This is a genomic window from Ruegeria sp. BHSC223, from assembly GCF_059613025.1.
This window is the reverse complement of the sequence record NZ_JBXWRR010000001.1, coordinates 772,121-792,026: the sequence shown is the minus strand read 5'-3', so window position 1 is coordinate 792,026 and position 19,906 is coordinate 772,121. Positions and strand designations below refer to the sequence as shown.

The 19,906-nt window shown below is 65.5% G+C and carries 24 protein-coding genes and 1 tRNA gene; 13 read left to right on the top strand and 12 right to left on the bottom strand.

Translation table 11 applies throughout. From position 1 onward, the window contains the following. The 6 genes from AC2FNY_RS03945 to AC2FNY_RS03920 form a co-directional block, all read left to right on the top strand. Positions 1-106 (top strand): DALR anticodon-binding domain-containing protein (locus AC2FNY_RS03945; RefSeq protein WP_496801702.1); only part of this gene is annotated, 106 nt, incomplete at its 5' end. Between the two features lie 94 nt (positions 107-200). Next, positions 201-1,292 carry an SPOR domain-containing protein gene (locus AC2FNY_RS03940; RefSeq protein ID WP_234166240.1) on the top strand — a complete coding sequence of 364 codons (1,092 nt, stop codon included), beginning with the start codon at positions 201-203 and terminating at the stop codon, positions 1,290-1,292. Next, entirely contained in the window at positions 1,289-2,296 is a 1,008-nt protein-coding gene (nagZ, locus tag AC2FNY_RS03935) for a beta-N-acetylhexosaminidase (protein WP_496801690.1), read from the top strand. The genes AC2FNY_RS03940 and nagZ overlap by 4 nt, the downstream gene beginning before the upstream one ends. Next, positions 2,286-3,077 carry a segregation and condensation protein A gene (locus tag AC2FNY_RS03930; protein WP_234136302.1) on the top strand — a complete coding sequence of 264 codons (792 nt, stop codon included), beginning with the start codon at positions 2,286-2,288 and terminating at the stop codon, positions 3,075-3,077. Before nagZ ends, AC2FNY_RS03930 begins: the two co-directional genes overlap by 11 nt. Beyond that, positions 3,074-3,730, top strand: a complete 657-nt coding sequence (gene scpB / locus AC2FNY_RS03925; protein ID WP_234145455.1) for an SMC-Scp complex subunit ScpB — start codon at positions 3,074-3,076, stop codon at positions 3,728-3,730. The genes AC2FNY_RS03930 and scpB overlap by 4 nt, the downstream gene beginning before the upstream one ends. A gap of 68 nt (positions 3,731-3,798) precedes the next feature. Next, on the top strand, positions 3,799-4,017 hold the full coding sequence (locus tag AC2FNY_RS03920; RefSeq protein WP_234166242.1) for a hypothetical protein: 219 nt from the start codon (positions 3,799-3,801) through the stop codon (positions 4,015-4,017). Between the two features lie 10 nt (positions 4,018-4,027). Here AC2FNY_RS03920 and AC2FNY_RS03915 read toward each other — a convergent pair whose 3' ends face one another. The 8 genes from AC2FNY_RS03915 to AC2FNY_RS03880 form a co-directional block, all read right to left on the bottom strand. Continuing rightward, positions 4,028-5,107, bottom strand: a complete 1,080-nt coding sequence (locus AC2FNY_RS03915; protein WP_496801689.1) for a 2'-deoxycytidine 5'-triphosphate deaminase — start codon at positions 5,105-5,107, stop codon at positions 4,028-4,030. 61 nt (positions 5,108-5,168) lie between these two features. Continuing rightward, positions 5,169-5,245: transfer RNA gene (locus AC2FNY_RS03910), tRNA-Pro, on the bottom strand. Between the two features lie 61 nt (positions 5,246-5,306). Continuing rightward, complete coding sequence (locus AC2FNY_RS03905; RefSeq protein ID WP_234166244.1) at positions 5,307-6,053, bottom strand: MerR family transcriptional regulator; 747 nt, start codon at positions 6,051-6,053, stop codon at positions 5,307-5,309. Between the two features lie 18 nt (positions 6,054-6,071). Next, positions 6,072-6,374: an integration host factor subunit alpha gene (ihfA, locus tag AC2FNY_RS03900; protein WP_234136307.1), complete on the bottom strand. Its 303-nt coding sequence runs from the start codon at positions 6,372-6,374 to the stop codon at positions 6,072-6,074. Between the two features lie 84 nt (positions 6,375-6,458). Further along, positions 6,459-7,430: a beta-ketoacyl-ACP synthase III gene (locus tag AC2FNY_RS03895; protein WP_234136308.1), complete on the bottom strand. Its 972-nt coding sequence runs from the start codon at positions 7,428-7,430 to the stop codon at positions 6,459-6,461. 5 nt (positions 7,431-7,435) lie between these two features. After that, positions 7,436-8,551 carry a phosphate acyltransferase PlsX gene (gene plsX, locus AC2FNY_RS03890; protein WP_496801688.1) on the bottom strand — a complete coding sequence of 372 codons (1,116 nt, stop codon included), beginning with the start codon at positions 8,549-8,551 and terminating at the stop codon, positions 7,436-7,438. A gap of 24 nt (positions 8,552-8,575) precedes the next feature. After that, the gene (rpmF, locus tag AC2FNY_RS03885) at positions 8,576-8,782 is read right to left on the bottom strand and encodes a 50S ribosomal protein L32 (RefSeq protein WP_011048200.1); all 207 of its coding nucleotides are present in this window, start codon (positions 8,780-8,782) and stop codon (positions 8,576-8,578) included. 208 nt (positions 8,783-8,990) lie between these two features. Then, a complete protein-coding gene (locus AC2FNY_RS03880) occupies positions 8,991-9,530 on the bottom strand; it encodes a YceD family protein (RefSeq protein ID WP_496801687.1) in 540 nt (179 codons plus the stop codon). Positions 9,531-9,614: 84 nt separating this feature from the next. Between AC2FNY_RS03880 and AC2FNY_RS03875 the strand changes: the two genes are divergently transcribed. From AC2FNY_RS03875 to AC2FNY_RS03865, 3 genes are all read left to right on the top strand, one after another. Beyond that, on the top strand, positions 9,615-10,082 hold the full coding sequence (locus tag AC2FNY_RS03875; protein WP_496801686.1) for an outer membrane protein assembly factor BamE: 468 nt from the start codon (positions 9,615-9,617) through the stop codon (positions 10,080-10,082). Positions 10,083-10,168: 86 nt separating this feature from the next. Then, positions 10,169-10,909, top strand: a complete 741-nt coding sequence (locus AC2FNY_RS03870) for a GNAT family N-acetyltransferase (protein WP_496801685.1) — start codon at positions 10,169-10,171, stop codon at positions 10,907-10,909. 80 nt (positions 10,910-10,989) lie between these two features. Then, positions 10,990-12,798, top strand: coding sequence for an ABC-F family ATP-binding cassette domain-containing protein (locus AC2FNY_RS03865; RefSeq protein ID WP_496801684.1), 1,809 nt, complete (start codon positions 10,990-10,992; stop codon positions 12,796-12,798). Positions 12,799-12,819: 21 nt separating this feature from the next. Here AC2FNY_RS03865 and AC2FNY_RS03860 read toward each other — a convergent pair whose 3' ends face one another. Next, a complete protein-coding gene (locus tag AC2FNY_RS03860; protein WP_234145464.1) occupies positions 12,820-13,575 on the bottom strand; it encodes a 3-hydroxyacyl-CoA dehydrogenase in 756 nt (251 codons plus the stop codon). Between the two features lie 27 nt (positions 13,576-13,602). Next, positions 13,603-14,505, bottom strand: coding sequence for a GNAT family N-acetyltransferase (locus tag AC2FNY_RS03855; RefSeq protein WP_496801683.1), 903 nt, complete (start codon positions 14,503-14,505; stop codon positions 13,603-13,605). Between the two features lie 45 nt (positions 14,506-14,550). On the opposite strand from AC2FNY_RS03855, the gene AC2FNY_RS03850 reads away from it, so the two are divergent. Beyond that, entirely contained in the window at positions 14,551-14,673 is a 123-nt protein-coding gene (locus AC2FNY_RS03850) for a hypothetical protein (RefSeq protein ID WP_496801682.1), read from the top strand. Positions 14,674-14,761: 88 nt separating this feature from the next. Here the strand turns inward: AC2FNY_RS03850 and tyrS are convergent, their stop codons facing one another. Further along, positions 14,762-16,009, bottom strand: a complete 1,248-nt coding sequence (gene tyrS, locus AC2FNY_RS03845; RefSeq protein ID WP_496801681.1) for a tyrosine--tRNA ligase — start codon at positions 16,007-16,009, stop codon at positions 14,762-14,764. 62 nt (positions 16,010-16,071) lie between these two features. On the opposite strand from tyrS, the gene AC2FNY_RS03840 reads away from it, so the two are divergent. Next, positions 16,072-17,184: an anhydro-N-acetylmuramic acid kinase gene (locus AC2FNY_RS03840; RefSeq protein WP_496801680.1), complete on the top strand. Its 1,113-nt coding sequence runs from the start codon at positions 16,072-16,074 to the stop codon at positions 17,182-17,184. A 93-nt stretch (positions 17,185-17,277) separates the two neighbouring features. On the opposite strand, the gene AC2FNY_RS03835 is transcribed toward AC2FNY_RS03840, so the two are convergent. Next, a complete protein-coding gene (locus tag AC2FNY_RS03835) occupies positions 17,278-17,982 on the bottom strand; it encodes an endonuclease/exonuclease/phosphatase family protein (RefSeq protein ID WP_496801679.1) in 705 nt (234 codons plus the stop codon). A gap of 111 nt (positions 17,983-18,093) precedes the next feature. On the opposite strand from AC2FNY_RS03835, the gene AC2FNY_RS03830 reads away from it, so the two are divergent. Beyond that, complete coding sequence (locus tag AC2FNY_RS03830; RefSeq protein WP_234166252.1) at positions 18,094-18,969, top strand: DMT family transporter; 876 nt, start codon at positions 18,094-18,096, stop codon at positions 18,967-18,969. Positions 18,970-19,106: 137 nt separating this feature from the next. After that, complete coding sequence (locus AC2FNY_RS03825; protein ID WP_234136320.1) at positions 19,107-19,877, top strand: enoyl-CoA hydratase-related protein; 771 nt, start codon at positions 19,107-19,109, stop codon at positions 19,875-19,877. Positions 19,878-19,906: the final 29 nt, after the last annotated feature.

The window sequence follows — 19,906 nt, the reverse complement described above, 5'->3', positions numbered from 1 at the left end:
TGAAGGCACAAGCCAGGCAAAAATCGCGCTGGCCCGTTCGGTGGCGGTTGTGATTTCAGCCGGTCTTGCTATTCTTGGCGTCACTCCGGCGGAGGAGATGCGGTAACTCGATATAACACCGCCCAAACCGTCGGCCGAGGCAGTTTCAAGAAATTCCTTCGCGTGATCAACGAATTGCGTGACAGGGCAGTGAGGCGGATATGGCGAGTTTCGATTACACGGGTCACGTGAACCCGAACCAGGTGCAGTATAGCTATCAGATGCCTGGCATGGGGCTGGACGTCGAGGACGAGGCCCTTGCCGAGGACATGGGCGAAGATTACGGTCATGCACCCGCGCGACCGGGTCTTGCCCGCGCGATCAGCGTGGCGGGTGCGGTCGGATCGTTGGCGCTGGTCGTGGGCATCGGTATCTGGGGCTACAAGCTGGTGATGCGCGATGTCAGCGGTGTCCCGGTCGTGCGCGCGGTCGAGGGGCCGATGCGCATCCAGCCTGACAAACCCGGTGGTACCCCCGCCGATCATCAGGGCCTTGCCGTCAACACCGTGGCCGCCGCGGGCAGCGCCGCGCCGCCCGCCGACCGTCTGGTTCTGGCGCCGCGCCCTGTGTCGCTGAGCGAAGAGGACCTGCCGATGGACGAGTTGCGTCCGACCCCTGCTTCGCTTGAGGTCGATGCGGCCGATCCCGAAGCCGTCGAGGCGTTTCGCAATGGCGATATCGACAGGCTGGTGGCGGAACTGACCGAAGGCACCGCGCCGCTGGAAGCGCGCGAGAGCGCCCTGCTGGACGAGGGCGCCAGCCGCACCGCCTCGATCGAACAGCCCGAACCTTTGCCCGCCATCGACCCGGCCGACCTGCTGGCCGAGAACCCGCAACTTGCACTGGTGGACGAACCCGGCGTTGCCCGGTCGCTGCGTCCCCAGACCCGGCCGCAGCGCTCGGTTCCGGCCGAGACCGAGGCACGCGCGGCCATGAATGCGGCAGTGACCGCCGCTGTTGGCGCCGCCACCGCGGTGGATCTGGACCCGGCCAGCCTGCCGGTGGGCACACGCCTGGCCCAGCTGGGCGCCTATGACAGCCCCGAGATCGCGCGGGCGGAATGGGACCGGCTGAATGGCCGATTTGGTGAATATCTCGACGGCAAGCAGCGGGTGATCCAGGAGGCCTCGAGCGGCGGGCGCACTTTCTATCGCCTGCGCGCCGCCGGGTTCGACGATCTTGCCGAGGCCCGGCATTTCTGCTCGGTTCTGGTGGCCGAGCGCGCCGACTGTATCCCGGTCACCACCCGGTGAGCTATGGCGCCACCATCCTCGATGCCGAGGGGCTGAGGCTTAGCGCCGATGAAAAGGCCTTGTTTCGCGAGGCCGATCCTTTTGGCTTCATCCTGTTTGCCCGCAATGTCGACAGCGCCGATCAGGTCCGCGCGCTGTGCGCAGAGATGCGCGATGCGGTGGGCCGCGACTGCGTGATCACCGTCGATCAGGAAGGTGGCCGGGTGCAGCGTCTGCGCCCGCCGCTGGCACGCAACTGGCTCCCCCCGCTCGATCATGTGGCGCGGGCTGGCACAGGCGCCGAGCGCGCGATGTATCTGCGCGCCCGGCTGATCGCGCATGAGCTGCGCGCGGTGGGGATCGACAGCAACTGCGCCCCGATGCTCGATCTGGCGCGCGACGACACCCATCCGTTCCTGCGGAACCGCTGTTACGGCTCTGACCCGGAAACCGTGGCCCGGCTGGGCCGTGCCGTGGCGCAGGGGCATCTGGACGGCGGCGTGCTGCCGGTGGTCAAACATATGCCCGGCCATGGCCGCGCCACGCTGGACAGCCACCATGACCTGCCGCATGTGGCGCTTGCGGCCGAGGCGCTGGATAGCACCGACTTTGCCCCGTTCCGGGCGCTCAAAGACATGCCGATGGGGATGACGGCGCATCTGGTCTATGACCGGATCGACCCGCGCCCCGCCACCATCTCGCCGGTGATGATGGCGTTGATCCGCGAACGGATCGGGTTTCAGGGCCTGATCATGACCGACGATATCTCGATGAAGGCGCTGGCAGGCTCGATCGCCGACAAGACCGCACAGGCGCTGGCCGCCGGATGCGACGTGGCGCTGGTCTGCAATCAGACCTTGGCCGAGCGCGCCGCCGCTGCCGGGGCTGCTGGCCGGATGCGTGCAGAGGCCCAGGCGCGGGCGGAACGGGCGCTGGCCTTGCGTCAGCCGCCGGGGGAACTTGACATCCCCGCCGCCGAGGCGGAACTATCTCGCCTCATGGGCGGGCAGGTGTATGACGGATAACCTTTTCAGCGAAGAACCGACCTCGGTTACCGACCGGCTGGCCGCCGAGGCGCTGATCGTCGATGTGGACGGGTTCGAGGGGCCGCTGGACCTGCTCTTGACCCTGTCGCGCACGCAAAAGGTGGATCTGCGCAAGATCTCGGTGCTGGAACTGGCGCGGCAATACCTGGCCTTTGTCGAACGCGCCAAGGCGCTGCGCATCGAACTGGCCGCCGATTACCTGGTGATGGCGGCCTGGCTGGCCTTTCTGAAATCGCGCCTGCTGCTTCCGCCAGACCCGGATGAGGACGGCCCCTCGGGCGAGGAACTGGCTGCGCATCTAGCCTTTCAGCTGGAGCGTTTGCAGGCGATGCGCGATGCCGCCGCGCGGCTGATGGGGCGCGACCAGCTGGGGCGCGACTTTTTCCGCCGGGGCAAGGGCGAGGATATCGCCCGTATCCGCACCGTGACCTATTCCGCCTCGCTGCTGGACCTGATGCAGGCCTATGCCCGCATCCGCACCCGCGACGAATTCCGCCCCTTCGTGATGGATCGTGACAAGGTCTATACGATGGAACAGGCGCTGGAACGGATGCGCGGGCTGATCGGGTTCGCGGGCAGCTGGACCGATATGGCCAGCTATCTGCCCGAAGGCTGGGGCAAGGACCCGGTGCGCCGCCGCTCGGCCACGGCGGCGACCTTTGCCGCCTCGTTGCAACTGGTCAAGGAGGGCCATCTGGAAATCCGGCAAAGCGAGCTCTTCGCCCCGATCCACCTGCGCAAGAAAGATACCGAGACATGAGCGACGCGCCCGAGGAAAGCACCGAAAGCCTGTTCGAGGCGCCGCCGCTGGCGGAACAGGAACGCATGGTCGAGGCGGTGCTGTTTGCCAGCCCCGACCCGGTGGGCGTTGGCGATCTGGCCGCGCGCATGCCCCATGGCAGCGACCCGGCCCGGGCGCTTGAAATGCTGCGCAAACGCTACGAGGGGCGCGGCGTCCGGGTGGTGCAGGTGGGCGAGGGCTGGGCCATCCGCACCGCGCCCGACCTCGGCTTTCTGATGCAGAAGGAAACGGTCGAGACCCGCAAACTGTCGCGCGCGGCGATCGAGACGCTGGCGATCATCGCCTATCACCAGCCGGTGACCCGCGCCGAGATCGAAGAGATCCGGGGCGTCTCGGTCAGCCGGGGGACCATCGACCAGTTGCTGGAAATGGAGTGGATCCGTCTGGGCCGCCGCCGGATGACACCGGGCCGCCCGGTCACCTTTGTGGTGACGCCGCATTTCCTGGACCATTTCGGGCTGGAAAGCGCCCGCGACCTGCCGGGGCTGAAAGAACTGCGCGCCGCCGGGCTGCTGGAAAACCGCCCCCCGCCGGGCGCCTTGCCGATTGCCGAGGCCCGTGAAGAGGGCGAGGAGAACGAAGGTCAATCCGAGCTTTTTGAAGAAGATTGATGCCGAGGCCCTGAAATTTCCCAAATTCGATGCTATGTCTCTGCCCGGGCAGCAAAGAGGAAAAAATCATGAACGTGAACCAGCTAATCGACATGATCGTCCGCACGGTGGTGCGCCGGGCGGTGAATGGCGGCGTCAATGCGGGCTTTGACGCGATGTCGAATCTGGGGCGCAAATCGCGCAAGGCTCCGTCGCCGCAACACCAACCGGAACCCGATCCCGAGCGCGAGCGGATCCGTGAGATGCGCCAGGCGCGTCGCGCGGCTCGAAACGAACAAGAGCTGTAGTGACAGAGGGTTATTGGGGGGTCTTGAAGTGTTTCGACAGCTTCAGCCCCTGGCCCTGATAATTCGACGCGATGCCCGCGCCGTATAGCTGGGTGGGCTGTTCGGCCATCTTTTCATAGACCAGCCGTCCAACGATCTGCCCGTGCTCCAGCACGAATGGCGCTTCGTGACAGCGCACCTCAAGCACCCCGCGCGAACCGGCGCCACCGGCCTGTGCATGACCGAAACCGGGATCGAAGAAACCCGCGTAATGCACCCTGAATTCGCCCACCATAGCCAGATAGGGCGCCATTTCGGCGGCATAGAGCGGCGGGATATGCACCGCTTCGCGGCTCACGAGGATGTAGAACGCACCGGGATCGAGGATGATGCGGCCATCTCGGCTGCGCACCTCTTCCCAGTATTCCGCCGGATCATAGGCGCCGATCCGCTCCAGGTCGATCACGCCGGTATGCGGTTTGGCCCGATATCCAACCAGATCGCTGCCCGGCAGGCGCAGATCGACCGAGAAGCCCAACCCATCCTGAATCACCGCCGGGCCATCGACCAGCGGCATCTCGGCATGCAGCGCGCGTAGGGCGGTATCGTCCAGCACCGCCTGACCGCGCCGGAACCGGATCTGGTTCAGCCTCATGCCGGGCCGCACCAGCACGGAAAACGAGCGCGGACAGATCTCGGCATAGAGCGGTCCGGTGTAGCCTGCGGGAATGCGGTCGAACTCGGTCCCGCCATCGGTGATGGTGCGGGTCAAGAGATCCAGCCGCCCGGTCGAGCTTTTGGCATTGGCGACCGCGTTGATTTCAGCGGGCAGGGCCAGCGATTCCATCAGCGGCACCAGGTAGACGCAGCCCTTTTCCAGAACCGCGCCCTGACTGAGGTCGATCCGGTGCATCTCGAACTCGGCCAGTCGGTCGGCAACGCTGTGGCCGGCCCCCGCCAGAAACGAGGCCCGGACGCGATACGCCACGGCGCCCAGACGCAAATCCAGGCTGGCGGGTTGGATCTGTTCAGGCAGAACCGGCGGTTCGGCACGGATTCCTCCGCCTGCGATCATTGCCTCGATCTGCTGGTTCGGGCACACGCCGGTCATCCCGTTCCCTCCGCGGTCCAGAGGCCCTGGTCTGCCATTTTTTCGTTACGTCGGTGTGATTTGGTCGGGCTAGCAGGACTCGAACCTGCGACCTTCCGTCCCCCAGACGGACGCGCTACCAGGCTGCGCCATAGCCCGACGATGTGGTGTTCATACCGGTTTTCCCGGCAGGGGCAAGAGGAAAACATACCCTTTTTTCTTATCCCGCCTGCCGGTCCAGCCAGCTCTGCAACTTGGTGGCCAGAGGAAGGATGCCGGACTGCGCAGCGGCGGGCAGGTCGTGGATTTCAGCAAGTGCCGTCAGCAGGCCCGGCTCTGCCTCGATGTCATCGTCGGCGGGGACATCGGCCACTTCGATGGCAAGTGGACGGGGCGGTGCGTCGGCCTCTTGTGGGGGGGTGTCTTCGACCGCATCCTCGGAGGTCTTGTTCTGAACAGGGTCCACAGCCGGCTCGGGCGCAGACAGAATCTCGACATCTCCGGGGGTCTCGTCCTCTTCGTCGTCCTCAGACGGGGCGGGGGACGAATCGGCGACGATCTTTTGCAGAACCTCGGTCGGGACAGGTTCGCCCAGGTCCATGTCGAACTGTATGGCGCTGTCCCTGTCAGAGGGCTGGGCATTGAACCGGACCACGTTGCCGCCACTTTGCGGGCTCGGAGAGGCCGAATCCTCCAGATCCTGCGACTGGCCCGAAACATGGGCGACGCCCTGTTCTCGCAACAGTTTCTGCACGCCCTTGATGGTCATGCCATCGTCATGCAGCAGCTTCTTGATGCCACCCAGCAACTGCATGTCCGCGGGCCGGTAATAACGGCGCCCGCCGGCACGCTTGACCGGTTTGACCTGGCTGAACTTGCTCTCCCAGAACCGCAGTACATGGGCCTGCACCCCCAGCCATTCCGCGACTTCCGAGATGGTGCGAAAGGCGTCGGGCGATTTGCTCATGAAAACGGACCCTTTGATTTACTTGCGGTTTCCGGCGGCAACCCGCTCCTTCATCAGGTGCGAAGGGCGAAAGGTCAGGACCCGGCGCGGCTGGATCGGGACTTCCTCGCCGGTCTTGGGATTACGCCCGATCCGGGCGGATTTGTCCCGCACGCTGAAGGTGCCGAAGGACGAGATCTTCACCTGTTCGCCGCGCACCAGCGCGTCGGACATGTGGTTCAGCATGCTTTCCACCAGCTGTGCGCTTTCATTGCGAGACAGGCCCACTTCGCGGAAAACCGCCTCGCTCAAATCCATCCTTGTGAGAGTTTTGTCACTCATGCCGACCCCCTGTTGCTGACAAAGCATAGGGGGTCAGGAAATTCCCTGTCAATATCAATGAATTGCAAAGCGCAGGATAGGCCGCTACCAGCGCAGAACCACCGCACCCCAAGCCAGGCCGCCGCCGATTGCTTCGGTCACGACCAGATCGCCGGTCTTGATCTGGCCGCGCGCCTTGCCCACCGACAGCGCCAGCGGAATCGAGGCGGCCGAGGTGTTGCCATGGTCCTGCACCGTCACCACGACCTTGTCCATCGGCAGGCCCATCTTCTTGGCGGTGCCCTGGATGATACGGATATTGGCCTGATGCGGCACGATCCAGTCCACATCGGCGCTGCTCAGCCCGGCCTTGCCCAGAGCGGTCTCGGCGGTCTGGGCCAGCTTCTCGACAGCGTGGCGGAACACCTGGTTGCCCTGCATGCGCAGATGGCCGGTGGTCTGGGTCGACACGCCGCCATCGACGTAAAGCAGGTCCTTGTAGCGGCCGTCGGAATTCAGATCGACCGACAGGATCCCCCGGTCCTGCGGGGTGCCTGCGGCCTCTTCATATTCCAGCACCAGCGCCCCGGCGCCATCACCGAACAGCACGCAGGTCGAACGGTCGGTCCAGTCCATGATCCGGCTGAAGGTTTCGGCGCCGATCACCAGTACCCGCTTGGCCTGACCCGACACGATCAGTGCGTTGGCGTTGCTCAGCGCATAGACGAATCCCGCGCAAACCGCTTGTACGTCAAAGGCATAGCCATTGGTCATCCCCAGCCGCGCCTGAACCATCGTGGCCGCCGACGGAAAGGTGAGGTCGGCGGTCGAGGTTGCCAGAACGATGGCATCCAGCTGGTCGGCGGTCATCCCAGCATCGGCCAGCGCGGCCTCTGCGGCACGGGTGGCAAGGTCCGAGGTCGTCTCGTCCTTGGCGGCGAAATGGCGCCGTTCGATCCCCGACCGGGTCCGAATCCATTCGTCGGTCGTATCCAGGGTTTTCTCGAATGCCGCGTTGGGAACGATCTGTTCGGGAAGATAGTGCCCGACACCTCTGACAACTGCGCGGCCTGCCATTGATTTTACCTGCTTTCTTGTTCTTCTGCCTGGGCCCCGGCTGGGGCTGGTTCATCTTGGGTAAGGGCGGCGGCGGATGCAACCCGGGCAGCCAGCCGCTCAGCAAAACCTGATTGCGCGAGAGTGAACGCAAGCTTGACCGCCGCCGAGATGCCGGTGGCATCGGCGCTGCCATGCGACTTGATCACGGTACCGTTCAGCCCCAGGAATACGCCGCCATTCACGCGGCGCGGGTCGATCCGCTTGCTGAGCCGCTGGAGCGAAGTCACCGCGAGCAGTGAGGCCAGCCGCGACAGCGGCGAGTATTTGAAGGCCTCGCGCAAGAGCGAGCCGATCATCCGCGCAGTGCCTTCGCCGGTCTTGATCGCCACATTGCCGGTGAACCCGTCCGTGACGATCACGTCACATCGTTTGCCGGGAATGTCGCTGCCTTCGACAAAGCCTACGAATTCGAAATTTGCGCGATCCGCGTAGTCCGCGATCAGCGCCTGCGCCTCTTTCAGCTCGGCCTTGCCCTTGTGCTCTTCGGTACCGACATTGAGCAGTCCGACACGGGGGCGGGGCAGGTTCATGCCGTTGCGGGCATAGGAGGCGCCCATCAGCGCATATTGCAGCAGGTCGCGGGCATCGGCGCGGATATCGGCACCCGCGTCCAGCAGCACGTTGAACCCCTGCGGATTGCCCGAGGGGAATAGAATCGCAATGGCCGGGCGGGTCACCCCCGGCAAACGCCGCAACCGCAACATGCTGAGCGCCATCAGCGCTCCGGTATTGCCGCAGCTGACCGCGCCGGCGGCTTCGCCACTGCGCACCGATTCCAGCGTCGACCACATCGAGGTGTTCTTGCCGTTGCGCACGACCTGGCTGGGCTTGTCCTCCATCGTGACCACATCGGCGCAATCACGAAAAACGACGCGTCCGTCCAGAACGCGCCGCTTGGCGACCAGCTTTCTCAGCCTGTCTTCGGGGCCGTGCAGAATGAACCCCACTTCGGGATTCTTCTTTGCCGATTTCGCAATGCCTGCCACCACGACCGAGGGACCCGCGTCCCCGCCCATGGCGTCAACCGAGATGATGATCTGTCCGGACGCACTGCCGGTCTGATCGGGTTGAGCCGTCATGCCGTGGCCTGCTCCAGATCGGGCTTAGGCCGCGTCTTCGTCCAGCTCGATCTCGTCGGCCTGGGCAACAACCTCGCGGTCGTCGTAGTGGCCGCAGGCGGCGCAGACGTGGTGCGGGCGCTTCAGCTCGCCGCAATTGCCACATTCGTTCGGGTTGGCAGCAACCAGGGCGTCATGCGCACGGCGCATGTTGCGACGCGATTTGGATACTTTGTTCTGTTGGACAGCCATTGTCTCAACCTTTGTCTTAACTAAGGGCCGCAGACAGCGCCGCAGGCCGGTTTCATTCTTCGTTTCCCAGAAGGCGTGACGAGCGTTTAGGCCGCGGCCTTCGCATTGTCCAACCCTAAATCCGATTGAGCGCGCGAAAATACTGCGATTCTCGCCACGTTCAAGGGGTTTTTCTGACCGCTCCCTATGGCAGGTTTCACCGCCCTTGTCATGAGTCTTTTTTGAGGGTTTCGCGCAGCGCGGCCAGCCCGGCAAAGGGGCGGGTTTCCTCGTCCGTCATTGCCTGTTTTCCAGGCTCGGTGAAGCCCGCCTGGCCCAGCTCGACGCCCTCTTTGCGGGGATAGGCGGGCAGATTCAGCGCGAGTGCCTCGCACATCACCGCGTCCAGGTCGATGGTCGCGCGCAGCGGTTCGGCCTCGTCATCCTCGGTGGCCATTTCGGCCTCTTCCTCGTCAGGATCGGTCCAATCGGCAAGAAACAGCCGGGTCAGCCGGGTGTCGATGCGGGTGGTGACCGGGTCCAGCGTGACGACGCAGGGCTGGATCACGGTGGCGCCCAACTCGGCCTCAAGCCGCCAGTCCCGCTTGCCCTCGGCCCGGATCGTGCCGCTGAATCGCAGCTTGCGCAGGCCGTCCAGACCCAGATCCTGGGCGATCTCGGCCAGTCGGGCAGGGCCGGGGCGCAGGTCGAAGGCGGTGACGCTGTTTTGTGGCAGATCTGCGACCCGCAACACGGTTTCGTCGGACATTGGTGCGCTTTCGTCTGTTGAACCGGAGCAAAGGTTTCTGTAATCGGGATAAAAGGCGCGCAAGGCCAAGGCAAGGGGGCAGGAATGTCAAAGACCGCAGGGCTGCTGAAACCGGTGTTCCGCATCGTGGCTATCGGCCTCACCGTCGGTGCGCTGACCGCTTGTACCGCCATCTACCGCAATCACGGCTATGTGCCCACCGCCGAAGAGCTGGCCGCGATCCAGGTCGGGGTCGATACCCGCGACAGCGTGGTCGAGGCCGTGGGCACCCCCAGTTCCTCGGGTCTGCTGAACGAAAGCGGTTATTACTATGTCGCGACCCGCATGCGCCATTACGGCGCCCGTGCGCCGCAGGTCGTCTCGCGCGAACTGGTGGCGATCAGCTTTGACCAGCGCGGCGTGGTCCGCAATATCGAGCGCTACGGGCTGGAAGACGGGCGCATCATACCGCTGGAGCGGCGCGTGACCAGCTCCAGCGTCGAGGACAAGACCTTTATCCGCCAGCTGCTGGGCAACCTGGGCAGTTTCAACCCCGCCAACGTGATCAACTGATCGGCAATACCTGTCACCCCGGCGTCACATCTTGTGTGCTAGGGGTCGGCCCACTAGGTTTGACCTGTTCAGTGGAGGGCCGCGTGATGCCGGATACCGTACTGTTGAGCAAAGGCCGCTATCGCGCGCGTCTGGCGCAGGGGCCTGCGGATATCGCCGCGGCTCAGGCGCTGCGGACACGGGCCTTTCGTACCGCGACACCCGACCGGGATCGGTTCGACACTGTCTGCGACCACATTCTGGTCGAGGACATGCGACAGGGCGCTGCGCTGGTCTGCTGCTTTCGCATGCTGACGATGGAGGGTGGCGCCGAGATCGGGCGCAGCTATTCGGCGCAATTCTACGAGTTGGCGGGTCTGCAAAGCTTCGAGGGCCGCATGGTCGAGATGGGCCGGTTCTGCATCCATCCCGATCATCACGACGCCGATATCCTGCGCGTGGCCTGGGGGGCTATGACCGCCTTTGTCGACCGCACCGGGGTGCAGATGCTGTTTGGCTGCTCTTCTTTCGCCGGGATCGAGACGGCCGATTATCTTGATGCCTTCGCGATGCTGAAGCACCGTCATCTGGCGCCCAAGCGCTGGCTGCCGCGGGTCAAGGCGCCCGACGTGTTCCGATTCGCCGCCCGCCTGCGGCGCAAGCCCGACGCCAAGAAGGCGATGCTGCGCATGCCGCCGCTGCTCAGGACCTATCTGCTGATGGGCGGCTGGGTCAGCGACCACGCGGTGGTGGACCGGCAGATGAACACGCTGCATGTGTTTACCGGGCTCGAGATCGGCGCCATCCCGCCCGCCCGCAAGCGGCTGTTGCGGGCAGTGGCGGGCTAGGCTCAGGATTAATGGGTCCTGAGCCTGGAGGGCACACAAGGGGCGTTGACGCCATGCGGGGCGCGGTTTAGCTGGCGGGCATGGCACGTATTCCTCTGTTGCAGATGACCGGTATCTCGCTGACCTTCGGCGGCGAGCCGGTATTTTCCGATCTCGATCTGGTGGTTCAGCCGGGTGACCGCGTGGCGCTTGTCGGGCGCAACGGGTCGGGCAAATCCACCCTGATGAAGGTGATGGCCGGGCTGGTCGAACCCGACGCGGGCGAGATCGTGATCCCGCCCGGCAAGTCGGTCGGTTACATGGAGCAGGACCCGACCATGACCGGGTTCGCCACTTTGGGCGATTACGCCGCGAGCGGGCTGGAGCCGGGCGAGCTCTACAAGGTCGAGCGCGCCGGTGAGGGGCTGAAATTCGACCCCGCCCGCGCGGTCGAGACCGCCTCGGGCGGCGAGCGGCGCCGCGCCGCGCTGGCCAAGCTGATGGCCGAGGCGCCCGAGCTGATGTTGCTGGACGAGCCGACCAACCATCTGGATATCGAGGCAATCGGCTGGCTCGAGCGCGAGCTATCGGCCACCCGCGCCGCCTTTGTCCTGATCTCGCACGACCGCGCCTTTTTGCGTGCATTGACGCGCGCAACCCTTTGGATCGACAGGGGAATGGTGCGTCGGCAAGAGCGCGGGTTCGAGGATTTCGAGGCTTGGCGCGACAAGGTCTGGGAGGACGAGGACACCGCCCGCCACAAGTTGAACCGGCTGATCAAATCCGAAAGCCGCTGGGCGGTCGAAGGCATCAGCGCCCGGCGCAAGCGCAACCAGGGCCGGGTGCGCGCGCTTCAGGCGTTGCGGGCCGAACGCGCCTCGCAGATCAAGCGTCAGGGCACGGCGGCGATGTCGCTGGATTCGGGTCCGAAATCGGGCCGAAAGGTGATCGAGGCGCAGGGCCTGACCAAGGCGTTCGATGGCAAGCCCATCCTGCGCGGGCTGGACCTGACCGTGCTGCGCGGCGACCGGGTCGCCTTTGTCGGTCCCAATGGGGTGGGCAAGACCACCGTGCTCAAGATGCTGCTGGGGCAGGTCGAACCGGACAGCGGCACCGTTCGGCTGGGCACCAATCTGGAGATCGCGGTATTCGACCAGACCCGCGCCCAGCTCGACCCCGAGATGAGCCTGTGGGACAGCCTGACCAGCGACCCCGAGATGCGCGTGTCGGGCAAGGCCGATCAGGTCATGGTACGCGGCCAGCCCAAACATGTGGTCGCCTATCTCAAGGATTTCCTGTTCGACGAACGCCAGGCGCGGGCGGCGGTGAAATCGCTCTCGGGCGGTGAAAAGGCGCGGCTGTTGCTGGCGCGGCTGATGGCGAAACCCTCGAATGTGCTGGTGCTGGACGAACCGACCAACGATCTGGATGTGGAAACGCTCGACCTGTTGCAGGAAATTCTGGACGATTACGACGGCACCGTGCTGCTGGTCAGCCACGACCGCGATTTCCTCGACCGCGTCGCCACTACCACGGTTGCAATGGAGGGGGATGGCCGTGCCGTGGTCTATGCCGGAGGCTGGACGGACTATCGCGCGCAACGGGGCGAGGATGCGCCGAAAGAAGATGTGAAATCAAAATCTTCTGCGCCAAAGGTAAAGCAAGAGGTGAAGCCGAAATCGGGCCTCACCTTCTCGGAAAAGCACCGGCTCGAGGCGCTGCCGGCCGAGATCGCCCGACTTGAAGCCGAGATTGCCAAGTTGCAAGAGCTGATGGCCGACCCCGAGCTTTATACCCGTGAGCCGGTCAAGTTCCAGAAAGCGACCGAAGCGCTGGTGCAGCGGCAAGAGAAACTCGCTGCCGCCGAAGAGGAATGGCTGACGCTGGAAGAAAAGGCCGAGGCCGGGTAAGACCGGCCACGGGCCAAAGGCTCAGCGCATCCGCAGGGCGCCGTCGAGGCGGATCACCTCGCCGTTGAGATAGCCCATCTCGACGATGAACCCGGCCAGACGGCCGTATTCGCGCGGGTCTCCCAGGCGGGCGGGATTCGGCACATCGGCGGCCAGACCTGCGCGCACCTCTTCAGGCAGGCCCATCAGCATCGGCGTCAGGAAGATGCCGGGTGCGATGGTCATCACCCGAATCCCGGTCGAGGCCAGATCGCGCGCCATCGGCAGGGTCATGCCCACAACGCCACCCTTGGAGGCGGAATAGGCCACCTGGCCCTTTTGCCCGTCAAAGGCCGCGACCGAGGCGGTGTTGATGATCACGCCGCGCGCGCCATCCGGTTCGGGTTCGTTCTTTGCCATCTCGACGGCGGCCAGGCGCGCGACGTTGAAGCTGCCGACCAGGTTGATGTCGATGGTGCGCTGGAAGGCGTCCAGGGGATGCGCGCCTTCCTTGCCCACCGTCTTGATGCCATAGGCGATACCGGCGCAGTTCACCGCGGCGGTGATCTTGCCCATCTTCTCCATGGCGTGGGCGATGGCGGCGGCGACCGAGTCCTCGCTGGTCACGTCGGTCTGGGCAAAATGCCCGCCGATCTCGGCGGCGACCTTTTCACCGCGTTCGGCATCGCGGTCGAGGATAGTCACCTGCGCGCCGTTCTCGGCGAAATAGCGGGCGGTTGCCTCGCCCAGACCGGAGGCGCCGCCGGTGATCACGGCTGCGGTTGTGTCGAGTTGCATGGGCCTCTCCCTGATATGAACATATGTTCAATAATCCGGGGCGGGGGCGTCTGTCCAGCATTGTTGCATACGCCTGCGGTCGAGCCAGGCCAGCGGACGCAACGTTTTGCCCATAGGCGGCCACCAGGCCCAGGTACCGCCAAGGGGGCGGGCGCGGGCGCCGGTGCCCAGCTTGAACCGGGTCAGGCCGGGGGTCTGCTCGGTCTCCACCGGGCCGAGGTCAAGCCGGGTCGCGTCTTGGGCCGCGAGCCATGTCATCGCCTGCCACATCAGCAGGGTCTGGGCGCTGGCGGCGCGGCCCGCCGGGGTGTTGTGGCCGATGTGATAGCTCGCCGCCGTGCCGTGACGCAGGATCAGCAGGCCCGCGACGGGGGTGCCGCTTTGGTGGGCTGTGAACAGCTGCGCCGCGCCGGGATTGGCGCGCGCATGGGCCAGCGTCAGGGCGATGGGCCAGTTGCGATAGCCGCGCGCGCGTTGTTGCGCGGCCTCGGCGATGAGCAGCCAATGCGCGGGGTCCAGCGGCAGCGGGCCTTGGGTCACGCGCAAGCCCTGGCCGCGGGCATGGCGCAGGCGGTTGCGCCATTTCTGGTGCAACCCGGCCATCAGGTCGCCGGTCAGGTCCAGTTCGGCCACATGGGCCGGGGTGATCAATGGCACCGCGCCCAGCCGTTGGAGACCCGGGCAGGGTGTGTCCGGGTTCATCAGGATCAGGCTGCGGCGCAACCCGGCGCGGGCGAGCAGGTCGGGCAGGGTCGGCGGGGCAAGCCGGGCACGGCTGAGCAGGGCGATGGGCAGCCCGCCAATGCGCCGTGTCAGCACCAGTGTTCCGTCATCCAGTCGCGCCGCCCGCTGGCCGCAAAGCGCCAGTGCGGCGGCGAATTCGGCGCTTTGCTGCAAGGGGGGCGCATCGGGGGCGGGGGTGTCGCACATGGCGCCATTAACCGGTTTGAAACCTAAGACCGGGTTAATGCGTGTATGAAACGGGTATTTGGCCAGGGTATCGCCGCCCCGAGACTGACGCGGGCGGTCGCCGCCTTGCTGGCGGCGATCCTGTCCGCTGTGCTGCTGCTGGGTTTGGGGGGTATGGCCCTGTTCTGAGCCCAGTCGGGGCAAGGGGGCGCTGCCCCCTCGGCCCTAGCGGGCCTCACCCCCGGAGTATTTGGGGCGAAATGAAGGGGCGGTTGTTTTACGCCAGCTGTACCAGCGCGTGGCGTTTCTTGCCTGCGCTGAGCTTGATCGGTTGGGTGAGGTCACCCGCCTCGATCATCATCCCCGCATCGGTCAGCGGCGCGTCGTTCAGACGGGCGCCGTCCTCGGCGATGAGGCGCTTGGCCTCCTTGCCGGATTTGGCGAGGCCGGTCTTGACGATCAACTGCACGATGGAGGCGGGCAGGTCGGCGGCGCCCAGCGTCAGCGTGGGCAGGTCGTCGCCGATGCCGCCCTTTTCGAACACTTCACGGGCGGTGGCCTCGGCCGCGGCGGCCGCCTCGGCCCCGTGGCAGAGCGTGGTGACCTCGTTGGCAAGGATCACCTTGGCGGCGTTGATCTCGGAGCCCGCCAGCGCGCCCAGACGGTCGCATTCGCCCACCGGAAGCTCGGTGTATAGCTTGAGGAAGCGGCCCACATCGGCATCGGTGGTGTTGCGCCAGAACTGCCAGAATTCATAGGGCGAGCGCATGTCGGGGTTGAGCCAGACGGCGCCGTCCTGGCTCTTGCCCATCTTCTTGCCGTCCGAGGTGGTCAGCAGCGGCGAGGTGAGGCCATAGACCTCGTGGTCGATCACCCGGCGCGTCAGGTCGATACCGTTGACGATATTGCCCCACTGGTCCGAGCCGCCCATTTGCAGGATACAGCCATAGCGGCGGTTCAGCTCCATGAAATCATAGGCTTGCAGGATCATGTAGTTGAATTCGAGGAAACTGAGCGATTGTTCGCGGTCGAGGCGGGATTTCACCGACTCAAACGACAGCATCCGGTTGACGCTGAAATGCCGCCCGATGTCGCGCAGGAAATCGAGATAGTTCAGATCGGCCAGCCACTCGTCGTTGTTCAGCATCAGGGCCGCGTTCTCGGCGCCGCTGTCATAGTCGATATAGGCGGCGAATACCTTGCGGATCCCGGCGATGTTCTCGTCGATCTGCGCGGGCGTCAGCAGCGGGCGTTCGTCGGCGCGGAAGGACGGATCGCCCACCTTGGTGGTGCCGCCGCCCATCAGCGTGATCGGCTTGTGCCCGGTCTTTTGCAGCCAGCGCAGCATCATGATCTGGATGAGGCTGCCCACATGCAGCGATTTGGCGGTGGCGTCAAAGCCGATATAGCCGGGCTGGCATCCCTTGATCAGCGCCTCGTCGAGGCCCTGGTAATCGGTGCAGTCGGCGAGAAAGCCGCGCTCCATCATCACCGCGATGAAATCCGATTTGGGATGGTAGGTCATGTCTTGCCTCGGGGTTGGATTGCGGGGCACTTATAGGCGGCAGTTGAACAAAGGAAAAGGCCATGAAGAGGGCCATCGGGCGAGAGGGGCCGGTCACGGCGCTGGGGGCGATGTCGGGCACGTCGCTGGACGGGGTCGATGCGGCGGTGGTCGAGACCGATGGTCTGACGATTTTTGGGTTCGGGCCGGTGGGGTACCGCGCCTATGCGCCCGAGGAACGCAGCGTGCTGCGTGCCGGGCTGGGGCGCTGGAGCGGGCCCGAGGTCGAGGCGGCGGGCGATCTGGTGACGCGCGCCCATGCCGAGGCGCTGGCCGGGTTCGAGGGTGTCGATCTGGTGGGGTTCCACGGCCAGACCCTGGCGCATGAGCCACGCGGGCGGGGCACGCTTCAGGTGGGCGATGGCGCGGCTTTGGCGGCGACCCTGGGGCGGCCGGTGGTCTGGGATTTCCGCAGCGACGATGTGCAGCTGGGCGGTGAGGGCGCGCCTTTGGCGCCGTTTTTCCACTTTGCCTGCGCCAAGTGGATCGGCGCGAGCGAGCCCTTGTGTTTCCTGAACCTCGGTGGAGTGGGCAACCTGACCTATGTGGACCCGGCTTATGACCGGCCCGAGGTGCCCGGCGCTCTGTTGGCCTTTGACACCGGTCCGGCCAATGCGCCGGTCAACGACCTGATGCAGGCGCGGTTGGGGTTTCCGATGGACGAGGGCGGCGCGGTGGCGCGGGGCGGGACTGTAGAGACCGGCGCGCTGGAACTGTTCCTGGCCGAACCATATTTTGCAAGAATGCCGCCCAAGTCGCTGGACCGAAACGATTTTGCCGAGATGATCGGGCTGGTGTCCGAACTCAGCGACAGCGACGCGGTGGCGACGCTGACGGGTATGTGCGCGGCAGCGGTGGCGCAGGGGATGGAACATTGCCCGCGCCCGCCCGCGCGGGTGCTGGTTACCGGCGGCGGGCGGCATAACCCGGTGCTGATGGAGATGTTGCAGGTGTCCTTGGATTGTGCCGTCGAACCGGTTGAAAGCGTCGGGCTCGATGGCGACATGCTCGAGGCGCAGGCCTTCGCCTATCTGGCGGTGCGGGTGGCGCGCGGCCTGCCGACCTCGTGCCCCGGCACCACCGGCGTGGGCGCGCTGGTGGGCGGCGGCATCGTCAGCCTGCCGGATGAGGCATGACAGGGTGCTGCTGCTGAAAAAATTCGTCGAATTTTTTCGCCCCCCGGGAAAAATGTCCGAGCAGAAAGAAGCCTGTGCGCCGTTTGAGGGTTGTCAGTCCGGACGCGTGAGATCGGCCCAGACCGGCAGGTGATCCGAGGCGATGGGGGCGGGACGCTCGGCAAAGACGCCATGCGCAACGGCGCTCAGCTCCGCGCTGTGCGCGATCCGGTCCAAAGCGCCCAGCGGGCGCGGCGCCGGAAAGCTGGGCCGGGCCGGAAGGAAGCGCAGCATCGGCGCCAGATGGTCCAGCACAGGCTGGCGCGACCATTCGTTGAAATCGCCGGCCCAGACCGTGGGCATCGGCGGCAGCCGCTCCAGATCGTGGGCGAGATGCACGATCTGGTCCCGGCGCGAGGCTGCGAGCAGGCCAAGATGCAGGCCCAGAACCCGCAGCGATCCGATTGGGGTATCGAACTCGACCCGTACCGCGCCGCGCGGCTCGAAACCCGGGAGGTCGTGATGGGCGCTCGCAAGCTGGGTGATGCCGGCGCCCTTCCAGATCACTGCATTGCCGTGCCAGCCCAGTGATCCGGCGCCGCCCAGGTCCACCACGTTCCAGCCGGCCTCCTGTAGCACGAAATGCGGCAGGGCGGCGGGACGCGGCGGCAGGCGTTTGTCGGCCTCTTGCAGTACTGCGATATCGGCGCCGAGCGCCCCCAGTACCTGAACGATACGGCGCGGCTGGCGGCGCAGGTCGAGGCCCACGCATTTCTGGATGTTGTAGCTGGCAAGGCGCAGCGTCGGGGCTATCGTCATCGGTTGCGTCATGGATCCTGTCCCCCGTCATGCGGCAGCGCGCGGCGGGGTGCAAGGGGCCGTTCGCGGGATCTGCTTGACATGTGCAGGACCCGGCCTTCCTGTGGGCGGATGGAAGAGAAACGTCCCGTCGATGCGGCCGGAGCGGCCGCCCTGATTGGCATTGCCGCGCTGTTGGCCTTCAATCAGGTGGTGATCAAGATCACTGGCGGTGGCTTTGGCCCGCTGTTCCAGGCCGGGCTGCGCTCAACCCTGGCGCTGGTCTTTGTGCTGGTCTGGATGCGCCTGTTGCGCAAACCCATCGCATTTCCGCGCGCGGCCCTTATGGGGGCGCTGATCACCGGGCTGCTCTTTACCGTCGAGTTCATGGCGCTGTTTGCCGCGCTTGATCTGACCTCGGTCTCGCGAGTCTCGATCCTGTTCTATTCGATGCCGGTCTGGCTGGCGCTGGGCGGACATCTGCTGCTGCCTGGCGAACGGCTTTCGGGCATGCGGGTGCTGGGGCTGGTGCTGGCCATGGGCGGGGTGGTGCTGGCGCTGATAGAGCGCGATGCCGCACATGTAAGCCTTTTGGGCGACGTGCTGGCCATGTTTGCTGCCATGTGCTGGGCGGCGATCGCGCTGGGGGTGCGGCTGACACCGCTGGGTCAGGTACCGGCAGAGATGCAGCTGATGAGCCAGTTGGTGATCTCGGCGCCGCTGCTGCTGTTGCTGGCGCCGCTGACGGGTGAGACCCTGCGCACGCCCGAGCTGCTGCATTGGGCCGGCCTGATGTTTCAGGCGGTTGGCGTGGTGGGCCTGGGCTTCCTGATCTGGTTCCGGCTGCTGGCCGTTTACCGGGCCAACGGCGTTGCCTCGTTCAGCTTTCTGTCGCCGGTGCTGGCGGTGATACTGGGCTGGCTGCTGTTGGGCGAGCAGGTGGGGCTTTTGGTGTGGCTGGCGCTGGGACTGGTGGCGGCGGGGATCGTGCTGATCAACAGGCGCTGAGCTGGGCAGGGCATGGGTGCTGCCTCAGACAATGAGATCGAGGAGTTTTTCACCTCCACCGGAGTTCTTTTGAGCAAAATGAAGGGGCTGGCCAGGTGGAGTTGCAGAGGGCATTCTGCGACCTGGAGGTAGAGTGCATGATCGAGATGCCGCAGGAACCACTGGTGGGCAGGACACTGGAGGCCGGGGTTTTGACTCTGACTCTGGGCCGGGCGCCGGCCCATCCATTGTCGCGGGCGATGATCGAGGCGCTGCATGAGACGGTGCGGCGAGCAATGGCAGATGACCGGGTCCATGTGATGGTGATTCACGGGCCGGGGCGCATCTTTTGTGCGGGCCACGACCTGAAGGAAATCGCGCGTCACCGGGCCGACCCGGACGAGGGGCGGGCCTTCGTCACCGACCTGTTTGAGGCGTGCAGCGCGCTGATGCTGGATCTGGCGCGCTGCCCCAAGCCCACCATCGCCATGGTCGAGGGGATCGCAACCGCCGCCGGTCTGCAACTGATGGCGGCCTGCGATCTGGCCTATGCCTCTCCTGCTGCGCGATTCTGCCTGCCCGGGGTGCAGAATGGCGGGTTTTGCACCACGCCCGCGGTGGCCGTGTCACGGGTGATCGGGCGCCGCGCGGTTACCGAGATGGCGCTGAGCGGGGCCACCTATGACGCCGACTGGGCGCTAGCGGCAGGTCTGATCAACCGTATCCTGCCCGAGGCGGCCCTAGCGGCCTATGTGGCCGATCTGGCAGGCACGCTGGCGGCGCGCAACCAGGCACCGCTGCGGCGCGGGCTTGAAACGCTCCAGCGGCATCTGGAGCTGCCGCTGGAAGAGGCCTATGCGCTGGCAACCCCGGTCATGGTCGAGCATTTCATGGACCCGGGCCGCCGCCATCTGGACTGGACCGATTGAGGCAAAACTCGCGCTTGCTAAGCGGTGCA

Coding starts and splice junctions, on each gene's coding strand:
- AC2FNY_RS03940 (WP_234166240.1), top strand. CDS start 201: ATGGCGAGTTTCGATTACACGGGTCACGTGAACCCGAACCAGGTGCAG.
- AC2FNY_RS03930 (WP_234136302.1), top strand. CDS start 2,286: ATGACGGATAACCTTTTCAGCGAAGAACCGACCTCGGTTACCGACCGG.
- scpB (WP_234145455.1), top strand. CDS start 3,074: ATGAGCGACGCGCCCGAGGAAAGCACCGAAAGCCTGTTCGAGGCGCCG.
- AC2FNY_RS03920 (WP_234166242.1), top strand. CDS start 3,799: ATGAACGTGAACCAGCTAATCGACATGATCGTCCGCACGGTGGTGCGC.
- AC2FNY_RS03915 (WP_496801689.1), bottom strand. CDS start 5,107: ATGACCGGCGTGTGCCCGAACCAGCAGATCGAGGCAATGATCGCAGGC.
- AC2FNY_RS03905 (WP_234166244.1), bottom strand. CDS start 6,053: ATGAGCAAATCGCCCGACGCCTTTCGCACCATCTCGGAAGTCGCGGAA.
- ihfA (WP_234136307.1), bottom strand. CDS start 6,374: ATGAGTGACAAAACTCTCACAAGGATGGATTTGAGCGAGGCGGTTTTC.
- AC2FNY_RS03895 (WP_234136308.1), bottom strand. CDS start 7,430: ATGGCAGGCCGCGCAGTTGTCAGAGGTGTCGGGCACTATCTTCCCGAA.
- plsX (WP_496801688.1), bottom strand. CDS start 8,551: ATGACGGCTCAACCCGATCAGACCGGCAGTGCGTCCGGACAGATCATC.
- rpmF (WP_011048200.1), bottom strand. CDS start 8,782: ATGGCTGTCCAACAGAACAAAGTATCCAAATCGCGTCGCAACATGCGC.
- AC2FNY_RS03880 (WP_496801687.1), bottom strand. CDS start 9,530: ATGTCCGACGAAACCGTGTTGCGGGTCGCAGATCTGCCACAAAACAGC.
- AC2FNY_RS03875 (WP_496801686.1), top strand. CDS start 9,615: ATGTCAAAGACCGCAGGGCTGCTGAAACCGGTGTTCCGCATCGTGGCT.
- AC2FNY_RS03870 (WP_496801685.1), top strand. CDS start 10,169: ATGCCGGATACCGTACTGTTGAGCAAAGGCCGCTATCGCGCGCGTCTG.
- AC2FNY_RS03865 (WP_496801684.1), top strand. CDS start 10,990: ATGGCACGTATTCCTCTGTTGCAGATGACCGGTATCTCGCTGACCTTC.
- AC2FNY_RS03860 (WP_234145464.1), bottom strand. CDS start 13,575: ATGCAACTCGACACAACCGCAGCCGTGATCACCGGCGGCGCCTCCGGT.
- AC2FNY_RS03855 (WP_496801683.1), bottom strand. CDS start 14,505: ATGTGCGACACCCCCGCCCCCGATGCGCCCCCCTTGCAGCAAAGCGCC.
- AC2FNY_RS03850 (WP_496801682.1), top strand. CDS start 14,551: ATGAAACGGGTATTTGGCCAGGGTATCGCCGCCCCGAGACTGACGCGG.
- tyrS (WP_496801681.1), bottom strand. CDS start 16,009: ATGACCTACCATCCCAAATCGGATTTCATCGCGGTGATGATGGAGCGC.
- AC2FNY_RS03840 (WP_496801680.1), top strand. CDS start 16,072: ATGAAGAGGGCCATCGGGCGAGAGGGGCCGGTCACGGCGCTGGGGGCG.
- AC2FNY_RS03835 (WP_496801679.1), bottom strand. CDS start 17,982: ATGACGATAGCCCCGACGCTGCGCCTTGCCAGCTACAACATCCAGAAA.
- AC2FNY_RS03830 (WP_234166252.1), top strand. CDS start 18,094: ATGGAAGAGAAACGTCCCGTCGATGCGGCCGGAGCGGCCGCCCTGATT.
- AC2FNY_RS03825 (WP_234136320.1), top strand. CDS start 19,107: ATGATCGAGATGCCGCAGGAACCACTGGTGGGCAGGACACTGGAGGCC.